Annotated in this window: 16 protein-coding genes; 6 read left to right on the top strand and 10 right to left on the bottom strand. The window is 60.4% G+C overall.

Annotated features, from left to right (window positions below):
- Positions 1–7 precede the first annotated feature (7 nt).
- From GFU70_RS28395 to GFU70_RS28885, 4 genes are all read right to left on the bottom strand, one after another.
- Positions 8–874: a metal ABC transporter permease gene (locus tag GFU70_RS28395; RefSeq protein WP_116643554.1), complete on the bottom strand. Its 867-nt coding sequence runs from the start codon at positions 872–874 to the stop codon at positions 8–10.
- A complete protein-coding gene (locus GFU70_RS28390; RefSeq protein ID WP_153389127.1) occupies positions 874–1,542 on the bottom strand; it encodes a metal ABC transporter ATP-binding protein in 669 nt (222 codons plus the stop codon). Before GFU70_RS28390 ends, GFU70_RS28395 begins: the two co-directional genes overlap by 1 nt.
- A complete protein-coding gene (gene folE2, locus GFU70_RS28385; protein WP_153389126.1) occupies positions 1,539–2,435 on the bottom strand; it encodes a GTP cyclohydrolase FolE2 in 897 nt (298 codons plus the stop codon). Before folE2 ends, GFU70_RS28390 begins: the two co-directional genes overlap by 4 nt.
- A 116-nt stretch (positions 2,436–2,551) precedes the next feature.
- On the bottom strand, positions 2,552–2,944 hold the full coding sequence (locus GFU70_RS28885; RefSeq protein ID WP_081264424.1) for a glutamine synthetase: 393 nt from the start codon (positions 2,942–2,944) through the stop codon (positions 2,552–2,554).
- Positions 2,945–3,087: 143 nt separating this feature from the next.
- Between GFU70_RS28885 and zigA the strand changes: the two genes are divergently transcribed.
- Both zigA and GFU70_RS28375 read left to right on the top strand, forming a co-directional pair.
- Positions 3,088–4,296, top strand: a complete 1,209-nt coding sequence (gene zigA / locus GFU70_RS28380) for a zinc metallochaperone GTPase ZigA (protein WP_153389125.1) — start codon at positions 3,088–3,090, stop codon at positions 4,294–4,296.
- Positions 4,296–4,946 carry a DUF1826 domain-containing protein gene (locus tag GFU70_RS28375; RefSeq protein ID WP_058546489.1) on the top strand — a complete coding sequence of 217 codons (651 nt, stop codon included), beginning with the start codon at positions 4,296–4,298 and terminating at the stop codon, positions 4,944–4,946. Before zigA ends, GFU70_RS28375 begins: the two co-directional genes overlap by 1 nt.
- Positions 4,947–4,956: 10 nt before the next feature.
- Here GFU70_RS28375 and GFU70_RS28370 read toward each other — a convergent pair whose 3' ends face one another.
- Complete coding sequence (locus tag GFU70_RS28370) at positions 4,957–5,310, bottom strand: hypothetical protein (protein ID WP_058546481.1); 354 nt, start codon at positions 5,308–5,310, stop codon at positions 4,957–4,959.
- Between the two features lie 27 nt (positions 5,311–5,337).
- On the opposite strand from GFU70_RS28370, the gene GFU70_RS28365 reads away from it, so the two are divergent.
- Entirely contained in the window at positions 5,338–6,303 is a 966-nt protein-coding gene (locus tag GFU70_RS28365) for a CobW family GTP-binding protein (protein ID WP_153389124.1), read from the top strand.
- A 12-nt stretch (positions 6,304–6,315) separates the two neighbouring features.
- On the opposite strand, the gene GFU70_RS28360 is transcribed toward GFU70_RS28365, so the two are convergent.
- The gene (locus GFU70_RS28360) at positions 6,316–6,738 is read right to left on the bottom strand and encodes a DUF3301 domain-containing protein (protein ID WP_153389123.1); all 423 of its coding nucleotides are present in this window, start codon (positions 6,736–6,738) and stop codon (positions 6,316–6,318) included.
- 119 nt (positions 6,739–6,857) lie between these two features.
- Between GFU70_RS28360 and pdxY the strand changes: the two genes are divergently transcribed.
- Positions 6,858–7,730 (top strand): pyridoxal kinase PdxY, encoded by an 873-nt coding sequence (gene pdxY / locus GFU70_RS28355; RefSeq protein ID WP_116643558.1) that lies wholly within the window; start codon positions 6,858–6,860, stop codon positions 7,728–7,730.
- Positions 7,731–7,850: 120 nt separating this feature from the next.
- Here pdxY and GFU70_RS28350 read toward each other — a convergent pair whose 3' ends face one another.
- Positions 7,851–8,336: an acyl-CoA thioesterase gene (locus tag GFU70_RS28350; protein ID WP_116643559.1), complete on the bottom strand. Its 486-nt coding sequence runs from the start codon at positions 8,334–8,336 to the stop codon at positions 7,851–7,853.
- Between the two features lie 277 nt (positions 8,337–8,613).
- On the opposite strand from GFU70_RS28350, the gene GFU70_RS28345 reads away from it, so the two are divergent.
- The gene (locus GFU70_RS28345) at positions 8,614–10,377 is read left to right on the top strand and encodes a cation:proton antiporter (RefSeq protein WP_058546486.1); all 1,764 of its coding nucleotides are present in this window, start codon (positions 8,614–8,616) and stop codon (positions 10,375–10,377) included.
- 12 nt (positions 10,378–10,389) lie between these two features.
- Here the strand turns inward: GFU70_RS28345 and GFU70_RS28340 are convergent, their stop codons facing one another.
- The 3 genes from GFU70_RS28340 to uvrD form a co-directional block, all read right to left on the bottom strand.
- On the bottom strand, positions 10,390–10,797 hold the full coding sequence (locus tag GFU70_RS28340; RefSeq protein WP_003187120.1) for an SMI1/KNR4 family protein: 408 nt from the start codon (positions 10,795–10,797) through the stop codon (positions 10,390–10,392).
- Between the two features lie 140 nt (positions 10,798–10,937).
- Positions 10,938–11,813 carry a Tim44 domain-containing protein gene (locus tag GFU70_RS28335; RefSeq protein ID WP_058546487.1) on the bottom strand — a complete coding sequence of 292 codons (876 nt, stop codon included), beginning with the start codon at positions 11,811–11,813 and terminating at the stop codon, positions 10,938–10,940.
- A 306-nt stretch (positions 11,814–12,119) separates the two neighbouring features.
- Positions 12,120–14,303: a DNA helicase II gene (gene uvrD, locus GFU70_RS28330; RefSeq protein ID WP_064106857.1), complete on the bottom strand. Its 2,184-nt coding sequence runs from the start codon at positions 14,301–14,303 to the stop codon at positions 12,120–12,122.
- Between the two features lie 261 nt (positions 14,304–14,564).
- Here uvrD and GFU70_RS28325 point away from each other — a divergent pair, with 261 nt between their 5' ends.
- The gene (locus GFU70_RS28325) at positions 14,565–17,438 is read left to right on the top strand and encodes a putative bifunctional diguanylate cyclase/phosphodiesterase (protein ID WP_058544326.1); all 2,874 of its coding nucleotides are present in this window, start codon (positions 14,565–14,567) and stop codon (positions 17,436–17,438) included.
- Positions 17,439–17,643: the final 205 nt, after the last annotated feature.

Here is a 17,643-nt window from a genome sequence, read left to right as displayed (position 1 = left end):
AAACACCTCATTGGGATGTGAGCAAAGGCGGGCGGCGCAGCAAACCGTGCACCGGACCGAATACCACCGAAAGCAGGTACAATCCGCCCGCCACCAGCACGATGGACGGCCCGCTGGGCAGTGAGTAATAGAAGGACAACAACAGGCCAAGCCACACCGAGAGGCAACCAAGCAGCCCCGCGATCAGCATCAGCAGCGGCAAGCGACGGCTCCAGAATCGCGACGCGGCGGCCGGCAACATCATCAGGCCAACCACCATCAACGCACCGATGGCCTGGAAGCCGATCACCAGGTTCAACACCACCAGGGTCAGGAACACGCCATGGGCCAACGGGCCGAGACGACTGACAGTTTGCAGGAACAGTGGGTCCAGGGTATCGAGCAGCAACGGTCGGTAAATCAATGCCATCGCCACCAGGCTGGCACCGGAAACCCAGAGCATGCCGGTGAGTGTCGGACCGTCTACCGCCAGGGCCGAGCCGAACAGCAGATGAAGCAAGTCCAGGCGTTTACCGGCCATGCCGAGAATCAACACGCCGGCCGCCAGGGAAATCGGATAAATCGCCGCGAGGCTGGCGTCCTCTCTTAGACCGGTACGCCGGGTAATCCAGGCGGCGAGCCCGGCCATGCTCAGGCCCGCGCCCAGGCCGCCAACAGTCAGGGCGGGCAGGCTCAGCCCGGCAAACCAGAAGCCGAGGGCGGCGCCAGGCAGAATACCGTGCGCCACGGCGTCGCCGATCAAACTCATGCGCCGAAGAATCAGGAACACACCCAACGGCGCCGTGCTGCACGCCAGCACCAGGCCGCCAAGCAAGGCCCTGCGCATGAAGACAAACTCTTGAAACGGTTGCCAGAGATGAGTGACCGCAAGCATCAGGCCACCCACGTCAGAGGTTGTTGGGCGATCAAGTCGACACTGCGGCCTAGTACGCAGCCAGTGCTGCTGATCAGCAGCGTATGGGGAATATGTTGGCGGACCGCTGCCAGATCATGGCACACCACCACCACGGTTCTGCCCGCGGCATGCCATTGATGAATGTGTTTCCACAGCAGCGCCTGGCCTTGTTCGTCGAGGGCGGCGTGGGGTTCGTCGAGCAACAGCAGTGGCGCTTCGGCCAAGCTCAGGCGAGCGAGCAGGGCGCGTTGCAGTTCGCCTCCAGACAACGCCATTAATGGACGATGCTCCAGGCCGGTCAACGCCCAGTCGGCCAGTACGGTCTGGAGCAATTGCCTTCGCATGGCTGGCGTGTGTCGATTACCCCAGGAACCGGCGGCCACCAACTCTTGCAAACTGATGGGGAATTGCCGATCCAGATGCTGTTGCTGCGGCATGAACGAAACCCCTCCGCGGCGTGGAACCTCCAGGGTGACTTTGCCGGAGATCGGTTTTTGCAGGCCCGCGAACACTTTCAACAGGCTGCTTTTGCCCGAGCCGTTGGCACCGATGATGGCGGTGAGGCTGCCGGCCGGTCGCTGCATGGCGAGGGGTGGCGTGAGGGGTTGTCCGGGGGCGCCCCAGCACAGCGCTTGGCAGTTGATCATGACGCGTCCCGGGTCCAGCAGCTTTGCGCCACGGCGTCATGGGCGTGCAGGCTTTCGGCGTGAACGACGCGCACATTCAGCGCAACGATATCGGGTGACCGACGCAGGGCTGTGCTTAATCGCCGCGCGGCGTCTTCGCAGAACATCAGGTTTTGGCCGTTGGCGAGGGCGAAGGCCTGTTCATCGGCACGTTTGACGGCGGTCTGCACAGCGGTGCCGAGGGCTGCTTCGGCTTCGTTGATGAACGACTGCAGCGGCAAATCGTCGGCATCGGCGTTCAGGCGTAGGCTCAGGGTCGCCGTACTGCGTTGGCTATGAGGGGTGGCGACAATGCCGTTCGATGAACCTAGCCAGGCCAGGATTTCGGCATGCTCAAGTTTCTTGTTAGCGAAGTCGTCGACGAATTGCTGTTGGATCAATTGCCGAGCAAGTGCGGCCGAACAAGGGCAGGTGGAGGAATAGGGGATCTGAATGTTCAGTTCCACGTGGAACACTGCGTTTTTCAAGTGGGCTTCGATGCTCACTGGATAGCGTTTCCAACCCATCAATGGGCTGATAAGTGCCGGACGCTTGAGCAGCAGATCGGTATGCACACTGAGCGATGCCGCGTGGGACAAGCCTTCATGACTATCGAGAAACTGCTGCAGGATTCGGCGCAACAACGCTGGCGACAGCGTGGTCTCTTCAAGCAGCTCTAGCGCCAGGTATAAACGTGACATGTGAATGCCGCGCGCCTCAGCGTCATCAAGGCTGACACCCGCATCGGCCATTGCACTGAGACGCTGGCCGTCAATCAGCACCGGCGTTGCGATGCCACACATGCCCACCCAATCAAGGGGCAGGGTTTGACGTGAAGCCTGCGCAGCGACGTCGGGCAGGGTTAACGCGTTCATGGTCAAGGTCCATCGAAGGTTCAAAATTAGATGTTATAGTATAACAATGAATTTAAAGAAACCTTTTCCATGAAAGGAGTTTCATCTCCCTAAACGTTCACGTTCCACGTGAAACATCAGCGCGATGAGTCCTGACACCCGTTCATGCGTCCGCATACAAATGCGCCCGCGCTACCGCCAGAACTCGAGAAACGATTGAGAGTCGTCCAGCCCACACGCCGGCTATATCCGACCCAGCTTTCTCCATCCGATGCCAAGCCAGTAAAGAATGTGAGCTGACCGTAACGACTGTTCGTTTGCGCCCAATAACGACGACTGGCCGCTTCAAAACCCCGTAAATAAATAGTGTTTCCCGCGGTCGCAACGCTGTAGGCATTGCCTTGGAGATCCACGCACGCCAGCAAATTTGCACTTCGGGTGCAATTAGCCAAGAGCGAGCTTTGGGCTGAAGCGCTTAATACCCACAGCAACAACGCGCTCGCCAATACGAATTTCAAATGATTGCGCATGGAGTGATCTCAGACCAATGGGGGACGGTGGGGGCTGGTTGAATTGCGTTGTTATACTATAACATAAAATGCCGTGACCCTGACCCCAGCCAAACCTGGAAACGAGCCGTAGTCGAAGCGGCCGCCCGATGAGGATATACCTGATGCCCAATCGTCTTCCCGTAACCGTCCTTTCTGGATTCCTCGGTGCCGGCAAAAGCACACTGCTCAACCACGTCCTGCGTAATCGCGACAATTTGCGAGTTGCGGTGATCGTCAACGATATGAGCGAGATCAACATCGATGGCAGCGAAGTCCAGCGAGATGTCACCCTGAGTCGTTCCGAAGAAAAACTGGTGGAAATGAGCAACGGCTGCATCTGCTGCACGTTGCGCGAAGACTTGCTCGAAGAGGTCGGGCAACTCGCCAGGGAAGGGCGTTTCGATTATCTGTTGATCGAATCCACGGGCATTTCAGAACCGTTGCCCGTGGCAGAAACCTTCACGTTTCGTGACGAAGAAGGTCGAAGCCTGGCCGATGTGGCGCGGCTCGACACCATGGTGACGGTGGTCGATGGTGTGAATTTCCTGCTCGATTACCAAGCCGCCGAAAGCCTTGCGTCACGGGGTGAAACCCTGGGTGAGGAGGATGAACGCTCGATCACCGACCTGCTGATCGAACAGATCGAGTTTGCCGACGTGATTCTGATCAGCAAGATCGATCTGATCAGCCAGCATGAGCGAGAAGAATTGAGCGCAATTCTGCGGCGCCTCAACGCCCAGGCGCAGATCCTCCCCATGGTCATGGGGCAGGTGCCGTTGGGCAGGATTCTCGACACAGGCCTTTTCGACTTCGAACGCGCCGCCCAGGCCCCTGGCTGGCTACAGGAGCTGCGTGGCGAGCACGTGCCGGAAACCGTGGAATATGGCATCGCCTCGACCGCCTATCGGGCTCGCCGGCCGTTTCATCCCGAGCGGTTCTTCAATTTTATCGACCGTCCGTGGCCCAATGGCAAACTGCTGCGCTCCAAGGGGTTCTTCTGGCTGGCCAGCAAACCTGAGGAGGCGGGCAGTTGGTCCCAGGCCGGTGGCTTGATGCGGCATGGCTTCGCCGGGCGCTGGTGGCGGTTCGTGCCGAAAAACCAATGGCCGCAGGATGAAGAAAGTACAGCCGCGATCATGAAGAACTGGCTTGCTGCCACAGGCGATTGCCGCCAGGAGCTGGTCTTCATTGGCCAGGATATCGATTTTGGCCAACTCGCCGCTGAACTGGACGCTTGCCTGCTCACTGACGCGGAAATGGCCCTCGGTGTTGAAAGTTGGCGCCTGTTGCCGGATCCGTTCGGCCCGTGGCATGAAGAGGTCGCGGCATGATGCTGGCGCCTAGTCTGAAAAGGGCGGTGCGGGTACGGCAGGTCCAAGAGGATACGCCAGGGATATTCACGCAGATCCTGGACGACGGCACCAACCTGGCGGTCTGGCAGCGTCAGCTTCCTGCACATATCAGCGATTTTGCGGCCATGGTGCTGGCGATGGACCAGCCGCTGGCCGAATCACGGGTGCTCGAGTTGCCGCAGGAAGACACCCCGCCAGCGCTGCTGGGCCTGGCCGCGGGTTTCAGAGACTTGCAAGGCTATGAAGGTTTTATCGCCGATGTTGCCTGGCTGGTCAGTGCATTTGCCTGCCTGTTGGGTGCGCAACGTGTCGGCCTGCGCCTGCGCACACTGGACAAGGCCATGTGCCCGCGCTTTCACGTTGACCATGTGCCGGTGCGGCTGCTGACCACCTATGCGGGTGTCGGCAGCCAGTGGCTCAAGGAAGGCGCCATGGACCGGCGACGCCTTGCCGAGCCTGAGGCTGAGCCCAGTGATCCGAGCGTGATCCAGCAGTTTCGTTGCGGTGATGTGGGTTTGCTTAAAGGCGAAAAGTGGCACGGTAACGAAGGGCTTGGCCTGATCCATCGCTCTCCGGATCCCGCGCCGGGAGAGCGTCGATTGATTCTCACGCTGGATTGGCTGGCTTAAGGCTTAAGGCTTAAGGCTTGAGCCAGGTGCCCTGGCTCTGCCCTTCGCAAAATGGCTGCAGGTAAGCGGCATCGGTCGCCACGCCGTAATAGTGAATATCCTGGCGGTAAGGCATATTGGCGACCTGGGCGTTGCTGCAAACGCCGAACGCGCCGCCAGGGCACTGATCGACGTATTGCACCTCGACCTTCTGGCCGGCAAGGTTTGGCTGGCAGAAACCGTCGGCAAACAGCTTCTGCGGGATGTTGCGGTTCTGCTGGCAGACTTTCACATCCAGCCGTTCCGCCTGGCTGCGGACCACGCAAGCCTGGGCCAATGCCTGGTTCGACGTCAGTGCCAGTAACAACCAGCCGATCATTCGCATATTCACCTCCATCGAAAGCCGCCGATTATGTTGCAGCACATTCCCACCCATGTCATCGCCGGTCCTTTGGGCGCCGGCAAGACCAGCCTGATCAGGCATCTGCTGGCGCAGCGCCCGGCCGATGAGCGCTGGGCGGTGCTGATCAATGAATTCGGTCAGATCGGCCTGGATGCCGCGTTGCTGACCCAGGCCGGCGATGGTATCGCACTGGGCGAAGTGGCCGGCGGTTGCTTGTGCTGCGTCAACGGCACGCCGTTTCAGATCGGTCTTGGGCGTTTGCTGCGCAAGGCCCGGCCGGATCGGCTGTTCATCGAACCCTCGGGCCTGGGCCATCCGGTGCAGTTGATGCGACAACTGAATGAAGCACCATGGCTCGGCGTGCTGGCGGTGCAACCCTGCGTGCTGGTGCTGGATGCCCAGGCGATGGCAGACGGCAAGCCTTTGCCCGACGCGCAGCGACAAACCCTGGCGGAGGCCGGACTGTTGGTGCTGAACAAGTCCGAGACCCTCACCCAAGCCGATCGCGAACGGCTGACGGCGCAACTGCCTGGGCGTGCGTTGTACTGGACGCAGCAGGCTGCGCTGCCGATCGAGCGATTGCCAGGGCTTGCGGCTCGGGGCAGTGGGGCTGTGGCTATCTTGAATCTGCCGAAGAGCTTGGGCCAGTTACCGGCTATTTGGTCCGACCCCACGCTGCCGATCTGCCTGTATCAGCAGCAGGACGGTGGCTGGAGTATTGGTTGGCGCTGGCACCCCAGCCAGCAATTCGATGCAGCGGCACTGACGCGATGGCTGCAAGAGCAAGACTGGAAGCGGGCGAAAATGGTTATCCACAGTGTCGACGGTTGGGTTTCAGCCAACGCACTGGAGGGGACGACGCTGGGCTGGCAAGCCAGTGAGTGGCGCCAGGATTCTCGAATCGAGCTGATTTTCGATCAGCCGCAAGACGTTGATCGCCTGCAAGCCGGGCTGGTGAATTGTCAGTGTGCTTGAGTCAGCCGTGTTTCAAGGCTTCCACTTGTTGTGTTCCTGGCGCCACTGGCTCAACTCGATGACTTCAGCCCTGGGCCTGGTCTGGATCGGTTCAATCGGCGTTGGCGGTGTTTCTTCGAAGGGCATCGGGTAGGGCGCCAGCTCGATGTGCGCGCTGTGGGCGCCAAACTGGGTGATGGTGCCCGAATGGCGGCTTTCGCCGGTGACGGTGAACTCGAAGGTGTAGACGCGAGCCAGGCGTCGTCGTCCGTTGGCGTCTTTCACGAAACCGATTTTTTTCAGCGCCACATTGCCGTCCAGCAACTCGATCTTGAGGTTGGCGCAATGCTGCATGACCCTCGCCAACGCCCGTTCGCGCAAGCCATGGTTGTGCCACAGCCAGGCGCCGCCGGTAGCCAGCAGCATCAGCACGAAAATGTTTCCAAGGGTCAGCATGAACGAAGCGCTCCAACAAGTTGCTGCCAGCTTAACTGTCTCGCCGGTCTGTCGTACAGGCTGTGTTTAGTCGCATACTGCGCGGCTTGAATTTCAATCGTTTTACGGAAACTTCCCGCATGAAACGTACGCCTCATCTGCTTGCCATTCAGTCCCACGTGGTGTTCGGTCACGCCGGCAATAGTGCCGCGGTGTTTGCGATGCAGCGGGTCGGGGCGAACGTCTGGCCGCTCAATACCGTGCAATTTTCCAATCACACCCAATACGGCCAATGGACCGGGGAGGTGCTTGCACCGGAGCAGATACCGGCATTGGTGGAAGGCATTGCGGCCATCGGTGAGCTGGGTCAGTGCGATGCGGTGTTGTCCGGTTATCTGGGCAGCGCGGCTCAAGGGCGGGCGATCCTGACGGGCGTGGCGCGGATCAAGGCCGCCAATCCGAAGGCGCTGTACCTGTGTGACCCGGTCATGGGGCATCCAGAGAAGGGCTGCATCGTGGCGCCCGAGGTGAGTGAATTTCTCCTGGAAGAAGCCGCTGCCGTGGCGGACTTCTTGTGCCCGAACCAACTGGAGCTGGACAGTTTTTCGGGACGCAAGGCGCAGTCTTTGCTGGACTGCCTGGCCATGGCCCGGGCATTGCTGGCCCGTGGACCCAAGGCGGTACTGGTCAAGCACCTGGTCTACCCCGGCAAACCCGATGACAGCTTCGAAATGCTACTGGTGACTGCCGACGGTAGCTGGCACCTGCGCCGTCCGCTGCTGGCGTTCCCGCGCCAGCCGGTGGGCGTGGGTGACCTGACCTCGGGGTTGTTCCTGGCGCGGATACTGTTGGGGGACAGCCTGGTGGCGGCGCTCGAATTCACTGCCGCGGCGGTGCATGAAGTGCTGCTGGAAACCCAGGCCTGCACCAGCTATGAGCTGGAACTGGTCCGCGCCCAGGACCGGATCGCCCATCCACGGGTGCGGTTCGAGGCTGTGCCGATCAGCCTTTGATCAATGCAAGCCGCCTGTGGGAGCTTGATTGTGATGAGGACGTCATATTCAACATAGATGTTGGCTGTGACATCGCGATCGCGAGCAAGCTCGCTCCCACAGTTGAGCTTCGGCGATCCGTTATGGCCCGTCTGCCTTGATGTCCTGATAACGCTTTTCCAGTTCCTGGCGAATCTGCCGGCGTTGCTGGGCTTGTTCGTAGCGGCGTTTTTCTTCGCTGTTGTGCGGCTGCAAGGGCGGCACGGCGGCGGGTTTACGCTGATCATCCACCGCAACCATGGTGAAGAAGCAACTGTTGGTGTGGCGTACCGAGCGTTCACGAATATTTTCGGTCACGACTTTGATGCCCACTTCCATCGACGTGTTGCCGGTGTAGTTCACCGATGCCAGGAAGGTCACCAGCTCGCCGACATGAATCGGCTCCCGGAAGATGACCTGGTCAACCGACAGGGTCACCACGTAGCGCCCGGCATAGCGGCTGGCGCAGGCGTAGGCGACTTCGTCGAGGTATTTGAGCAAGGTGCCGCCATGGACATTGCCAGAGAAGTTGGCCATATCGGGGGTCATCAACACCGTCATCGACAGCTGGGCATTTCCGGGTTCCATAACGTACTCACGGTCAAGGCAGTCATTCGGGAGTGCACCTCTGCGGGTGCTGGTGCGTGGCCTGCGAACAGGTCACCAGGTTTTAAAAACCACCGATATCGGGACGCTGCGCCCGTGGTTGCCGTCACGCGCCGAGGGATCTGTTTCCATATATTGCACCGTCTTTTCGTCGGAAGTCGCGGTGTTACCCTTCAAAAGCCCGTTGCGAGGGCAATTCCTACAGAGGAAACGGATTTCTCCAGCTCTGCAGTGCGTCATTAGAACAGGGAGCCCCGACATGCATGCCATCAGTTTCATTCAAGACTTGGCGATCATCATGATGGCTGCGGGGCTGGTAACCGTACTCTTTCATCGTTTCAAGCAACCGGTGGTACTGGGCTACATCGTGGCCGGCTTCATCATTGGCCCGCATACGCCGCCGTTCGGTTTTATCCACGACGAAGACACGATCAGGACCCTGGCCGAGCTCGGGGTGATTTTCCTGATGTTTTGCCTGGGCCTGGAATTCAGCCTGCGCAAACTGTTCAAGGTCGGGGCCACGGCCTTCATCGCGGCGTTCCTCGAAATCGTGCTGATGATCTGGATCGGTTATGAAATCGGCCGCTGGTTCGAGTGGAGCACCATGGACTCGCTGTTCCTCGGCGCGATCTTGGCCATTTCCTCCACTACCATCATCGTCAAGGCCCTCAACGACCTGAAGATGAAGAACGAGCGCTTCGCGCAGCTGATTTTCGGGGTGTTGATCGTCGAGGACATCCTGGGCATTGGCATCATCGCCTTGCTGTCGAGCATTGCCGTCAGCGGCACCGTAAGCTCCGGCGAAGTGTTCTCCACGGTAGGCAAGTTGTCGCTGTTCATGATCGTCGCTTTGGTCATCGGTATTTTGCTGGTGCCGAGGGTGCTGGCCTACGTGGCGAAGTTCGACAGCAACGAAATGCTACTGATTACCGTGCTGGGCCTGTGTTTCGGCTTCTGTCTGCTGGTGGTGAAGCTGGAATACAGCATGGTGCTTGGGGCGTTCCTGATCGGTGCGATCATGGCCGAGTCCCGGCAACTGCTGAAAATCGAGCGGCTGGTGGAGCCGGTGCGGGATCTGTTCAGCGCGATCTTCTTTGTCGCCATCGGGCTGATGCTCGACCCGGCGATATTGCTGCAATACGCCTGGCCGATTGCGGTAATTACCGGCGCAGTGGTGCTCGGCAAGATGTTGTCCTGCGGCGTCGGGGCCTTTATCGCCGGCAACGACGGACGCACCTCGCTGCGAGTTGGGATGGGGCTTTCGCAGATCGGCGAATTTTCTTTCATCATTGCGTCGTTGGGGATGACCCTGCAGGTCACCAGCGATTTCCTCTATCCGGTCGCGGTTGCCGTCTCGGTATTGACCACACTGCTGACGCCGTACCTGATCCGGGCCGCTGACCCGTTGTCCGTCAAGTTGGCAACGTTCATGCCGCAACGGCTGACGCGGGTGCTTGGGATGTATGGCGAATGGCTGCGCAGTATCCAGCCCCATGGTGAAGGTGCGATGGTGGCGTCGATGATCCGGCGGATTTTGCTGCAGGTTGGGGTCAACCTGGCGTTGGTGATCGCGATCTTTGTTTCGGGCGGTTATTTCGCCGAGCGAATGTCGGCTTACCTGCAAGCGTGGATCAGCGACCCGAGCTGGCAGAAGGCCTTGATTTGGGGCGGTGCGTTGCTGCTGTCGCTACCCTTCCTGATCGCCGCCTATCGCAAGCTCAAGGCGCTGTCGATGCTGCTGGCAGAGATGGGTGTGAAACCGGAAATGGCTGGCCGCCACACCCAGCGAGTGCGTCGGGTGATCGCCGAAGTGATCCCGATTCTCTCGCTGCTGGTGATTTTCCTGCTATTGGCAGCCTTGTCGGCCAGCATTCTGCCGACCAACAAGTTGCTCGTACTGATCGCCGTGGTGGCGACTGCCGTGGCGGCACTGCTCTGGCGCTGGTTCATCCGCCTGCATACGCGAATGCAGGTGGCCTTGCTTGAAACCCTGGACAACCACAAGGACTCGTCCGGGCATTGACCGGCGGTGGGCTCAGCTTTCCAGCCAGACATCCCGGGCCCAGTGCCAGACCGATTCCCAGGTCTCTTCGGCGATCAGTTCTTCTTCGGCCTGCCAGAGCACCACAGTGCCGTCTTCCTCGACGCAATAATAATCGTCGCCGTCCTGGCAGATCGGGATCAGGCTGCGGTCGACGCCGGCATCCCAGGCATTGGCGGCCACATCTGGCAGGTAGGTGTGGGATTGTGGATCGGTGACGGTCACCGGTTCCAGGCTGCCATAGACGACATCGCTGACGGTCAGCAAAAACTCCCTGAAGACGAATGGGATATCGATGAACAGCTGCTCTTCGATCTCTACCAGCAAGTCTTCGTCGGGCAACTCCAGCGGGACCGGTACGGGCTCGTTGGCTTCACGCAATTGTTCGATGATTTCTTCCACGTCCGGGGATCCTCTTTCTCGATGGCGCGGTTTTATATGGAGCGGTTTATACAGTAGCTCGCTATAGATGCAACCGCGAAATAGAAAACCCCGGCCTGAGCCGGGGTTCTTTTATTTCAACATGCAAAACGGGCAAAGGTTCAACCGTTCTGGCGGATACCGGCCACCAGCCAAGGCTGGTCATCGCCCTGGGCACGTTCCATGTTCCAGCTTTCGCTGAACGCTTCGCCCTTGTCGAAGCGAGAATCCTTCGACACACCGCTGAAGGTCAGGGTGGCGATGGTCTTGTCGGCGCGATCGTCGACGCCATCCAGTTGTACGGTCAGATTGTCGATGTAGGTGGACTGGAAGCCATCGCCCAGTTCGGCCCGCTCGCGCTTGAGGAACTCCAGCAATTGCGGGGTCACGAACTCAGAGATCTTGTCCATTTCGTTCGCGTCCCAATGTTGCTGCAGGGACATGAAGTGGCTACGCGCAGCTTCGATGAAGCGTTGCTCGTTGAACCAGGCCGGCGCATTGATGACCGGACGGGCGGTCACAGGCGCTGCCGAACCACCGAAGATCGAACCACTGGCCGGCTGCTGGTTGAACACTTCACGCTGCATCGGCGCGTGGCCGGCCGGAGCGAATTGCTCCTGCTGCTTGCGACGACGGGCGGCAATGAAACGGAAGACCAGGAAGGCGATGACCGCCATGATCAGGATGTCGAAGATCTGCATGCCCTGGAACCCGTCGCCCATGAACATGGAGGCGAGCAGGCCACCGGCGGCGATGCCGGCCAGGGGGCCGAGCCAGCGCGAAGCACCGCTGGCCTTGGTGGCAGCGCCTGCGGCACCGGCAGCGCCTGCGGTGGCAGCGGTAGAGCCAGCGGCAGAAGACGGTGCCATCTGGCTGGTTTGGTGAGTCGGGGCAGCGCCCGAGCTTTTACCACCGCCAAAGCGCTTGGCGGCATTGGCGTCGATGGCCATCGTCAGGCCAATGCACAGCGCCATGGCGATGCTAAGAAAACGTTTCATATAAAGGCATTCCCATTTGTGGATAGCACGCGCGCCATGTTGCACAGCTGAACTGTTGCTGGCTAGCGACAGAGTGTTTCGGGCTTTTGCGTGACAGCTGAGGTTCAGCTTCGGCTGTGCAAGAAGGCTTGTTCGCTTTGGGCTGTAGGAAAAAGAAATAAGGTCGGTCGGAAACTAATGTGGGGGAGACATCAGTGGGAGCAAGGCTTGCCCGCGATAGCGATCTGTCTGACACATCTCTGTCAAATGCGCCACCGCCTCGCGGGCAAGCCTTGCTCCCACAGCAAGGTGCTTCTTACGAAATCCCTAGATCGCTTCGAGCTTGGCATACCCCAGCATCAGCCACTTGCTGCCTTCGCTGAAGTTCACCTGCACCCGGGCCTGGGCGCCGGCGCCCTCGAAGTTGAGGATCACGCCGTCGCCGAATACCGAATGCCGTACGGTCTGGCCGAGGCTGAAGCCGGTTTCCGGGATGTCGCTGCCGCCGAACAGGCTGCTGGTGCTTTGCTGCTGGCCGCCTCCGAACGGACGGCTGACACTGTTGGACAGCCGCACTTCCTGGATCAGCCCCTTCGGGACTTCACGTACGAAGCGCGACACCTTGTTGTAGGTCTCGCTGCCATACAAACGCCGGGTTTCGGCGTAGGTCAGTACCAGATTCTGCATGGCGCGGGTGATACCGACATAGGCCAGGCGCCGCTCTTCTTCCAAGCGTCCCGGTTCTTCCAGGCTCATTTTGTGAGGGAACAGGCCTTCTTCCATGCCCACGAGGAACACGTAGGGGAATTCCAAGCCCTTGGCGCTGTGCAGGGTCATCAGCTGGATGCTGTCTTCGTGTTCGTCGGCCTGGGTGTCACCGGCCTCCAGGGAAGCGTGACCCAGGAAGGCCGACAGCGGCGACAGGTCTGCGTCTTCTTCGCTGCTCTCGAAGTTGCGCGCGGCGCTGACCAGTTCCTCAAGGTTTTCCACCCGGGCCTGGCCTTTCTCGCCTTTTTCCGCTTCGTGATAGGCGATCAGGCCGGACTGCTCGATGACGGTCTGGGTCATCAAGTGCAGGGGCATTTCCCCGCACTTGGCAGCCAGGTCTTCGATCAGGTCCATGAAGGCCTTCAGGGCGCCAGCGGCGCGACCGGTCATGCCTTTGTTGGCGACCAGTTGGTGCATGGCTTCCCACATGGATACGTGGCTGTGGCGCGCGTGATCGCGAATCGCTTCGACGGTTTTCTCACCAATGCCACGCGTTGGCACGTTGATCACCCGTTCCAGGGCCGCATCGTTGCCGCGACCTTCGATCAGGCGCAGGTAGGCCATGGCGTTCTTGATTTCAGCACGTTCGAAGAAGCGCTGGCCGCCGTAGATGCGATAGGGGATTCGCTCGCGCAGCAAGGCCTCTTCCAGCACCCGCGACTGGGCGTTGGAACGGTACAGGATGGCGATGTCACTGCGGGCCAGGCCGGTTTTCAGCGCGCTTTCGATGGTTTCCACCACGTAGCGGGCTTCGTCGTGCTCGTTGAAGGCGGCATAGAGGTTGATTGCCTCGCCTTCGCCGCCGTCGGTCCACAACTCCTTGCCCAGACGCCCGGTGTTGTTGGCGATCAGGGCGTTGGCGGCCTTGAGGATACCGGCGGTGGAGCGGTAGTTCTGTTCCAGGCGGATGACTTCGGCGTCGGGAAAGTCCGCCGAGTACTGGTGAATATTCTCGATCTTGGCGCCGCGCCAGCCGTAGATCGACTGGTCATCGTCACCCACCACCATCAGGCTGTCGCCGCCCTTGGCGAGCAGGCGCAACCAGGCGTATTGCACGGCGTTGGTGTCCTGGAATTCGTCCACCAGTACATGCCGGAAGCGCTTTTGGTAGTGGGCCAGCAGGCCAGGGTGGTCGCGCCACAGGTCCAGCGCCCGTAGCAGCAACTCGGAAAAGTCGATGACCCCGGCACGCTGGCACGCCGCCTCGTAGGCTTCGTAGATGCTGCGCATGGTCGCCAGGAACAGATCGCCGCTGGCCTGGATGTGCTGCGGGCGCAGGCCTTCGTCTTTCTGGCCGTTGATGAACCACTGGGCCTGGCGGGCGGGCCAGCGTTGCTCGTCCAGGCCCAGCTCGCGGATCACCCGCTTGACCAGGCGCTGCTGGTCGTCGCTGTCCAGGATCTGGAAGGTCTGGCTCAGCCCGGCCTCCTGCCAATGCGCCCGCAGCAAGCGGTGCGCCAGGCCGTGGAACGTGCCGACCCACATGCCGGCAGGGTTGATGCCCATCAGTTGCTCGATGCGATGGCGCATCTCGGCTGCGGCCTTGTTGGTGAACGTCACCGACAGGATCGAATGGGGCGAGGCGTTCTCGACCTGGATCAACCAGGCGATACGGTGCACCAGCACTCGGGTTTTACCGGAGCCGGCACCGGCCAGGACCAACTGACGACCCACGGAGGCTGCTACGGCCTGACGTTGGGCATCGTTGAGGGAGTTCAGCAGAAGGGAGAGATCATCGCGCATCGGGGCATTCTAGGGTGCGGCGTCAGCCCGGGCAAACCGAGCTTTGCATCAGCCGATAAAAGACCGCTTGATGATGACTGGTTGGTCATGGGCTACAGGCGTTGGCGGGACTCGCTCGGGAGGGGCGCCACCCAATGAAATAGCGACTTTTTTCAGTATTTTTATGAGCTGGGGCAGTGTGGGATGGCCCATGGCTTGTGTATGCTCGGTGCTTGTTTCGGGTTCTCCACGCTCTACTGAATAAGAACAAGAACAGTGCCAATGCCCCTCAAATCCGATCCCTCGGGCCCCTGTGTGGAGCCGCGGGTCATCTGCAAGCAGTACGCTACGGAGATGGCGGTCGAACGCACACGTCTGCTGTATCAAGGCTCGCTGCTGCCTACGCTGTTCATGTTGCTCAACGGTCTGGTCTGCGCCGTACTGCTATGGGAGCCGCGGCGCTATTTCCTGGTCAGCGTCTGGCTCGTCTGGTTGTTGTCGCTGGTGGCGTTGCGGGTGATCCAGGTGGCGGCTTTCGATTCGGCGATGCCAAGCCGCCAGGCACACCCGGTCTGGTTGCGTATGTTTTTGCTGGGTTCAGCGCTGACCGGCCTGACACTGGCCGGGGCCGGCATCGCACTGGTCCCGGCCGATAGCTTCCAGCAGCAGGCCTGGGTGTTCGGCCTGATTGGCGCTGCCACCCTGTCGGCCAGCGTGGCTTATGCGGTAAGCCTTCCTGCGTTCCTGTCCTTTACCCTGCCGTGCCTGTTACCGGCCATCGGCTATCTCTTCTGGGGCGGCGATGAGCAGCAACGTGGGTGGGGCTGGCTTGGGCTGATTGTGCTGGTCTCGCTGAGCGTGGTGGCCTGGCAGGTCAACCGCTTGATCCAAAGCAGCCTGCTGCGACGCTTCCAGAACCAGGCGCTGATCGAGCATCTGCAGCAAGCACAATCCCGCAGCGCTCAGCTCAACGACGCGCTGGCCCGGGAGGTCGAGCAACGCCGCAGCGCCGAGGAAAAATTGCGGGCGGCCCAGGTTGGCCTGGAGGCGCGGGTAGCACAGCGCAGCCTTGAACTGGAGGCCGCCAGCCAGGCCTTGAGCAAGAGTGAGGCGCGCCTGGCCCTGGCGCTCAAGGCCAGTGAGTTGGGGTTGTGGGATTGGAACTTGCTGACTGACGAAGTGCACCACACTCAACTCAAGGAGCTCTTTGGCCTTGAGCCCGAATACATCACGGCGATGCTCACTCACCTCACTCCGCGCCTGCACCCGCAAGACCTGCCGGCGCTCAAGCGGGCCCTGGTCGAACACCTCAAGGGCCGCAGCGAGGATTACCAGATCGAATACCGCGTGCGTCACGGCGATGGTCACTGGGTCTGGATCGAAGACCGCGGTCGGGCCGTGGAACGCAGCGTGAGCGGACGGGTGCTGCGCATGGTCGGCACCCGGCGAGACATCAGCGCCAGCAAGGAACTCGAGCAGCAGCGGCAATTGGCAGCCACGGTGTTCGAAGCCGCCAGCGAAGGTATCGTGATTTTCGACCCTCACTACGTGCTACTCGCCGCCAACCAGGCATTTACGCGGGTCACCGGTTTCAATATCGATGACATGCTCGGGTGTAACGTGGTGGACCTGCCGTGCAGTCGCGATGCGCGCCGGCACTACCCCATCATTCGCCAATCGCTCAAGCAGCACGGCACCTGGCAGGGGGAGCTGGTGGAGGCGAGGGCCAACGGCGAGCTGTATCCACAGTGGCTCCAATTGAACGTCGTGCGCGATGCTCGGGGAAATGTTAGCCATATCGTGGGCTTCTTCGCCGATCTTTCGGCGCGACGCGAATCCGAAGAGCGGATGCGCTACCTGACCCATTACGATGAATTGACCGGGCTGGCTAATCGCTCGCTGTTTCGCGAGCGCCTGCACGAAGCTCATCAGCGTGTGCGCCAGGGCGGACGGCGCAGCCTGGCGTTGCTGCATATCAACCTGGACCGCTTCAAGTTGCTCAACGACAGCCTCGGTCATGACATCGCCGACCAGTTGTTGCAGAAAATGGCACGACGCCTGATCAATGCGCTGCCCGAGGCGGACACCATCGCCCGGCTATCGGGCGATGAGTTTGCGGTGTTGTTCGATGCCTATGGCAACCTTTCGAGTCTGGCGCGGGTGGCAACCCGGCTGGCCGCCAAGCTGCGTGTGCCGCTGACCATCGAAGGCCATGAACTGGTGCTCAGTGCCTCCATCGGCATCACCCTGTTGCCCGACAACACACGGGAAGTTGCCACGCTGGTCAGCCAGGCGAACATGGCCATGCAGCATGCCAAGCATTTGGGGGGCAACAATTTCCAGTTCTACACCGACAGTCTCCAGGCCAGCACGCTGGAGCGCCTGCAACTGGAAAATCAGCTGCGCAAGGCCTTGGAAGAGCAGCAACTGAAGGTTTTTTATCAGCCAAAACTGTGCCTGGCGACCGGTCGCCTGAACGCCGCCGAAGCGTTGGTGCGTTGGGATCATCCGGCCATGGGGCGGGTACCGCCGGGGGATTTCATCGGCCTGGCCGAAGAGACCGGGTTGATCGGGCCGATTGGCGAATTCGTATTGCGCCAGGCTTGTTGGCAGGCATGCGAATGGCAGCGCCAGGGGCTCGCGCCGATCAGGGTGTCAGTCAATCTGTCGGTGCACCAATTGCGCCAGGGCAAGCTGGTCAGCCTGGTGCGGCAAGTGTTGGAGGAAACCGGCCTGGCCCCGCAATACCTGGAGCTGGAACTGACCGAGAGCCAGTTGCTCGACAGCGTTGAACACATCATTGCCACGTTCCAGCAATTGCGCGACCTGGGGGTCAAGTTGGCCATCGACGATTTCGGCACCGGCTACTCATCCCTGAGTTACCTCAAGCGTATTCCAGTGGATTACGTGAAGATCGACCAGGCGTTCATTCGCGGGTTGGGTGAGGGCAGCGTGGATGCGGCAATTACTCGGGCAATCATTGCAATGGCCCATGGGTTGTCGCTCAAGGTAGTGGCCGAAGGCGTTGAGCGGCAGGAGCAGCTCGAATTCCTCAGGCGCGAAGGTTGCGATGAAGTTCAAGGGTATCTGATCAGCCGGCCGGTGGGGGCCGAGGGACTGGCTGCATTGTTACGGGCGCAACACCTGGTTGAATGAGCCTGAAGCACGACGATAACTTCCCGTCAGGCAACGAATTCGTCTGACGGGAAGTCATGGGAGCAAGTTACTGGGTGATTGGCTAATGACCAATAGACGATTTTCCCCCGAGTTGGAAGCTCAGGACGGGCTTGGAAATCAGCGGATCGGCAGCGTTGAAGGTTTGCGCTACGGCACAAGCTGCTACATCGGGGGATCCTCGGCC

Source organism: Pseudomonas brassicacearum (genome assembly GCF_009601685.2).
GTDB classification, from domain to species: Bacteria; Pseudomonadota; Gammaproteobacteria; order Pseudomonadales; family Pseudomonadaceae; genus Aquipseudomonas; species Aquipseudomonas kilonensis_B.
Note: the sequence above shows the minus strand (reverse complement) of the source record. Positions and strands in the feature narration are given on the sequence as shown.